Source organism: Henriciella sp. (assembly GCF_049649345.1).
GTDB lineage: Bacteria > Pseudomonadota > Alphaproteobacteria > Caulobacterales > Hyphomonadaceae > Henriciella.
The window spans coordinates 1-5,607 of sequence record NZ_JBARZC010000547.1 but is presented as its reverse complement, the minus strand read 5'-3'; the positions used below and the strand labels follow the sequence as shown (position 1 = coordinate 5,607).

At 59.5% G+C, this 5,607-nt stretch carries 7 protein-coding genes; 4 read left to right on the top strand and 3 right to left on the bottom strand.

Annotated features, from left to right (window positions below):
- Positions 1-230: LysR substrate-binding domain-containing protein (locus WA989_RS15145; protein ID WP_424341316.1), on the top strand; the 230-nt coding region annotated here is incomplete at its 5' end.
- A gap of 208 nt (positions 231-438) precedes the next feature.
- Here WA989_RS15145 and WA989_RS15140 read toward each other — a convergent pair.
- On the bottom strand, positions 439-903 hold the full coding sequence (locus tag WA989_RS15140) for a Dps family protein (RefSeq protein WP_424341315.1): 465 nt from the start codon (positions 901-903) through the stop codon (positions 439-441).
- 89 nt (positions 904-992) lie between these two features.
- Positions 993-2,204 carry a pyridoxal phosphate-dependent aminotransferase gene (locus WA989_RS15135; RefSeq protein ID WP_424341314.1) on the bottom strand — a complete coding sequence of 404 codons (1,212 nt, stop codon included), beginning with the start codon at positions 2,202-2,204 and terminating at the stop codon, positions 993-995.
- Positions 2,205-2,400: 196 nt separating this feature from the next.
- Here WA989_RS15135 and WA989_RS15130 point away from each other — a divergent pair, with 196 nt between their 5' ends.
- Genes WA989_RS15130 through WA989_RS15120 form a run of 3 tightly spaced genes read left to right on the top strand, consistent with a single transcriptional unit; the run spans position 2,401 to position 5,277 of the window.
- Complete coding sequence (locus tag WA989_RS15130) at positions 2,401-2,712, top strand: hypothetical protein (protein WP_424341313.1); 312 nt, start codon at positions 2,401-2,403, stop codon at positions 2,710-2,712.
- A gap of 48 nt (positions 2,713-2,760) precedes the next feature.
- On the top strand, positions 2,761-4,650 hold the full coding sequence (gene uvrC, locus WA989_RS15125; RefSeq protein ID WP_424341312.1) for an excinuclease ABC subunit UvrC: 1,890 nt from the start codon (positions 2,761-2,763) through the stop codon (positions 4,648-4,650).
- A gap of 6 nt (positions 4,651-4,656) precedes the next feature.
- Entirely contained in the window at positions 4,657-5,277 is a 621-nt protein-coding gene (locus WA989_RS15120; RefSeq protein ID WP_424341311.1) for a CDP-alcohol phosphatidyltransferase family protein, read from the top strand.
- Between the two features lie 3 nt (positions 5,278-5,280).
- On the opposite strand, the gene WA989_RS15115 is transcribed toward WA989_RS15120, so the two are convergent.
- A partial coding sequence (locus tag WA989_RS15115; protein ID WP_424341310.1) for an NUDIX domain-containing protein occupies positions 5,281-5,607 on the bottom strand: 327 nt, incomplete at its 5' end.

The following is a 5,607-nucleotide window of genomic DNA, read 5'->3' as shown; positions in this document are numbered from 1 at the left end:
TGCGCGCCGTGGAGGCCGGTCTCGGCATCGCCGACCTGCCCGACTATATGGCGAGCACGTCGCCGCGCCTTGTCCGCGTCCTGCCAGACCATACCGGCCCGACCTTCGATCTCTATTTCATCTATCCGAGCGATCTGAAACGCTCCAAACGCATCGCCGCCTTCCGGGACTTTCTGACCGCCGAGGTCGATGCCATCAGACGCGAAAGTCTGCAACTTCGCGCAAGCTGAAGCTAAGTGCCATGCAAAAATGCAGGGCTTGCTTACTGAATTGTATGTTTGCTTCAGAGCATATGCCAACTAGGTAGTCCGCAAGCCTTGGTCCCGGCTTTCGCCAATCCCTCCGATTGGGCGTTTCCTCCCTTTAAAAAAAGGGACCCACTTAAAAGCCCGGTGCGATTATTCGCTGCCGGGCTCATTTTTTTGGTTTTCGAAAATCCTAGAGACTGGCGCGCAGCATCCAGGCTGTTTTCTCCGCAATCGCGGCGCGCTGCGTGAGCAGATCGGCGGTCACAGCGTCATCGCCATCCTCAGCGATTTTCACACCGTCCTTTGCGACCTGCGCAATCGTCTCATGGCCGCGCACAAGGTTGTTGATCATGTCCTCGGCGTCGGGCACGCCATTGTCCGGCTTGATCGTCGCATAGGATGCGATCTCGTCGCTGGACGCGGGGGCAAACTTACCAAGCGCGCGGATACGCTCGGCCAGTTCGTCAAGCGCCTGCCAGAGTTCGGTATACTGTTCCATGAACAGCTCGTGCAGCGCCTTGAAGCGCGGCCCTGTGACATTCCAGTGATAGCCATGCGTCTTGAAATAGAGCGCATAAGTCTCGCCGAGAACCTTGCGGACGGCCTCTGCTGAAGCCGCCCGATCCGATTTTTCCAGTCCGATATCTACAGACATGATTACCTCCTGAGCTATTTACCCAGTCGATATGGAGACGATGATCCAGCAATCCAATTGATAGATGACCGGCCTGGTATTGAAAAATTCTATTTCAAGGCGCCGCAGAACCGCTTGATGCGGGTCATGGCGTTTTCCAGCGCTTCGGTCGAGGTCGCATAGGAAATCCGGAAAGCGGGCGAGAGACCAAACGCTTCGCCAAACACCACCGCAACTTTTTCCTCTTCCAGAAGCGCCGACGCAAAATCCTTGTCTGATTTGATATGCGTGCCCTGCGGCGAGGCCTTGCCGATGACGCCGGCGCAGCTTGGATAGACATAGAAGGCGCCTTCCGGCGTTGCGCAGCTGAGGCCCTCACAGTCATTCAGAGCCTTCACGACCATGTCCCGGCGGGATTTGAAGACTTCATTGCGTTCAGCCAGAAAGCCATGATCGCCGTTCAGCGCAGCAACGCTCGCCCACTGGCTGATCGAGCAGGCATTGGATGTCGACTGCGACATGATCTTGCGCATCGTATTGATCAGCTTTTCCGGCCCGCCAGCATAGCCGATCCGCCAGCCTGTCATCGCATAGGCCTTCGAGACGCCGTTCACCGTCAGCGTGCGCTCATAGAGCTGCGGCTCGACCTGCGCGATCGTCCAGTATTCGAAGCCGTCATAGACGAGATGCTCATACATATCGTCCGTCATCACCCAGACGTGCGGGTGTTTGAGCAGAACGTCTGCGAGGCCGCGAAGCTCCTCTTTCGTATAGGCAGCGCCGGTCGGGTTCGACGGCGAGTTGAGCACCAGCCATTTCGTGTTCGGGGTGATGGCCGCTTCAAGCGCCTCTGGAGAAAGCTTGTAATTGGAATTCGGACCGCACTGAATGAAGACCGGTTCGCCGCCGGCCAGCCTCGCCATGTCCGGATAGCTCACCCAGTAAGGTGCCGGCACGATGACTTCGTCGCCGGGGTTCAGCGTTGCCATGAAGGCATTGAACAGCACAGCCTTGCCGCCCGGGGACACATTGATCTGTGATGGCTTGTACTCGAGGTCATTGTCACGCTTGAACTTGGCGCAGATCGCCTCTTTCAGCTCAGGGATGCCGTCGGCTGGCGTGTACTTCGTCTTGCCATCATGGATCGCCTGGATCGCCGCTTCCTTGACATGGTCCGGCGTGTCGAAGTCCGGCTCGCCCGCGCCAAGCCCGATCACATCAATGCCGGCCCGTTTCATCTCATTCGCCTTGGTCGTCACGGCGATGGTTGCAGACGGCTGAACACGCTCGACAGCGCGGCTCAATGTGAGATCACTTGCCATAAGATCAGGCTCCTTGAGGGTTTAGCGCATCCTTACGACTGCCGCAGGATGGGCGCAAGGCGTCGTCGGGGCGCAGCCTATCTGCAAACATTACGATTTCGAAATGGAGAAAATTTGCAGGGCTGTCTTCAACTAATGTTTTACCATCTTTGCTAGATTTACCGGGCCTGCATCTTAAGGAGAGGAATTGCCAGCCATGGTACCGGCGGCCGCAAAGTCGATTTATGACGGGATTTATGAGCGCATCGTTCATGAAGCCAGACTGCTATATCATGACGTCGTTCACTGGCTCGGGCAGCGCAGTGATGGCGAGCAGATCGTCATCGGCTGTGTCTTCATCCTGCTGCTTCTCTGGCTGATTGTCCGCATGTCGATGCGCAAGGAGAATGATGCCGGCGCGGGACGCAATTTCGGCGGATCCGTCTTGCTCGTGATGATCTTTGCCTTTGGAATTGGCTGGATGATCGACAGCGGAAGCGGCAGCCTGTCCTTCGTATTCGGCACCTAACAGTTGCTGAGCTAGGCGCAGCCGCCCGCAGTCACTAGATTGCACCCAATGCCTGACTCGCCAGCCTCCCAAGCGCCCAAGCGCGGTGTTGATGTCATCAAGGACAATCTCAAACGCCTGCCTACAAAGCCGGGCGTCTACCGCATGTTCAGCACCAAGGACGACGTGCTGTATGTCGGCAAGGCCCGCAATCTGAAAGCGCGCGTCTCAAATTATGCCCGGCTCGGAGGGCACACCCAGCGCATCGCAGCAATGATCGCACTGACAGCGCGGATGGAATTTGTCGTCACCGAAAGCGAGACAGAGGCGCTGCTGCTCGAAGCGAGCCTGATCAAGTCTCTGAAGCCGCGCTTCAACATCCTGCTGCGCGACGACAAGTCGTTTCCCTACATCCTGATCCGGCGCGACCATGACTATCCGCAGATCCTGAAATATCGCGGTTCAAAACAGGATAAGGGGGATTATTTCGGTCCCTTCGCGAGCGCCAATGCGGTGACCCGCACGCTCGACACGCTGCAGAAGGCCTTCCTGCTGAGGACGTGCGAGGACAGCGTCTTCTCTGTGCGCAACCGGCCGTGCATGCTGCATCAGATCAAACGCTGCTCGGCGCCCTGCGTCGATCTTGTCAGCGAGGCAGAGTATACGCGCCTTGCTGACCAGGCTGCAGACTTCCTGCGCGGCAAAGGCGTCGATCTTCAGGCGGAGCTCGCAGAAGAGATGGAAACGGCTGCCGACGCGATGGATTTCGAACGCGCCGCCAGCCTGCGCGACCGTATCCGCGCGCTTGCGCATGTCCGCGCCCAGCAGGATGTGAACCCTGACGGGATCGAGGAAGCCGATATTTTCGCGATCGCCATGGAAGGCGGCCAATCCGCTGTCCAGGTCTTCTTCATCCGGGCGGGACAGAACTGGGGGGCGACCATCCACTTCCCGCGCCACGAAAAGGAAGAGAGCGCGCGCGAAATCCTTTCGGCCTTTCTCGTCCAGTTTTACGACAAACGGCCCTCGCCGCGCCTCGTGCTGACCAATGAAGAACCCGACCAGGGCGCGCTGATCGCCGAAGCGCTTGAACTGAAAGCCGGGCGCAAGGTCGAGATTCGCACGCCGCAACGCGGCGAGAAGCGCGAACTGGTGGCGCAGGCGAGCCGCAATGCCGCCGAAGCACTGTCGCGCAAGCTTGCCGAAACGGCAAGCCAGCAGCGCCTCCTGAAAGATCTCGCCAAGGCGTTCGACCTGCCCGAACCGCCAAAGCGGGTCGAGGTTTATGATAACAGCCATATCCAGGGGTCGAATGCGGTGGGCGGCATGGTGGTCGCCGGGCCGGATGGCTTCATCAAGGGCCAGTACCGCAAGTTCAACATCAAGGACACGACGCTCGAGCCGGGCGATGACTACGGCATGATGCGCGAGGTGATGCGCCGACGCTTCAAGCGCCTCTTGAAAGAAGCCGAAGAACAACAGCTGCCAATCGGCGAGCTTGAAACCTATCCGGATCTCGTCCTGATCGATGGCGGCCTCGGCCAGCTCAGCGCCACGGTGGAAACCCTGGCAGAGATCGGCCTGACGCCCGATGATGTTACGCTTGTGTCGATTGCGAAAGGCCCCGACCGCAATGCCGGCCGAGAGAAATTCTTCAGGCCCGGCAAAACGCCCTTCCAGCTGCCGCCGGACACGCCCGTGCTGTATTACCTACAGCGCCTTCGCGATGAGGCGCACCGCTGGGCAATCGGCGCGCACCGGTCGAAACGCTCATCGGATATCAAAACTTCGCCGCTCGACCAGATCGAAGGGATCGGCCCGGCGCGAAAGAAAGCCTTGCTGCACAGGTTCGGCTCGGCCAAAAGTGTTTCACGCGCAAAGCTCGCAGATCTTGAAGCCGTCGACGGGATCAACCGGGCGCTTGCCGAGCGGATATATGGGCATTTCAATGGGGGCTAGGCTGGAGTGAATCTGAAGTGGTTGCCAAACACGGTCACGATCATCCGGTGCGTGCTCGCCATCTATGTCGGCTATCTGATCCTGAACATGGGCGCCGATCTGGATGACCGGCGCGAACCGGGCCTCTGGCTGTTCGTGCCATTCCTTGTGTTCTCGTTCGTGGCGGCAACAGACTGGCTCGACGGCGCGCTCGCCCGGGGGCTTGATGCCGAAAGCCCGCTCGGCGCACGGCTCGACCCGATCGCCGACAAGCTTCTGACCGGCGCGAGCCTGCTCACCCTCGCCCATGTCGATTCCTGGGGCCTGATCCTGACCCCGCCTGCCCTCGCTATCGTCGGGCGCGATCTCCTGATCACGGCGATCCGGGAAGCGATGGGAAATCCTGGCAATCTCAAAGTCTCGAACAGCGCGAAATGGAAGACGGCAGTGGCCCTGATTGGCATCGGCCTCACCCTGTTCGGCATGGCGGTCAGCGGCTATGTGCCAAGCAGCGAAGAAGGCTCGGCGGCCTGGCTTGCATCCCGTGGGGCGCTGCTGGCCGGCATTGTAGCCATCTGGATCGCCGCGATCATGTCCGTCCTGACAGCGATCGACTATGTCTCGGCAATGACGCGCCAGTCGCGCTGACGCTTACCAGTAGCCATCGCTGTTATTTCGGCCAGAAGCAAAGTCGGCAAGCCTGCGCCCTGTACCGGGCGTAACATCCTGCGGCGGACTGGCCGGATCGACCCAGAGCCGCTGGGATATTTCGCCCCGGCTTGTGGGGTCGCAAGGCGTCCAGGCGTCAGAGGTCAGACGGTAGAGCAGGACATGGTCATTCGGGAAGATCTTGTGGTTCGAATAGACGCCGATCAGTCCTGGCACGCCGGTTACCTCGACCCCGGCTTCTTCGACCAGTTCACGCCGCAACGAGGTTTCGGCCCGCTCGCCTTTCTCAACCCCGCCGCCCGGAAAGAA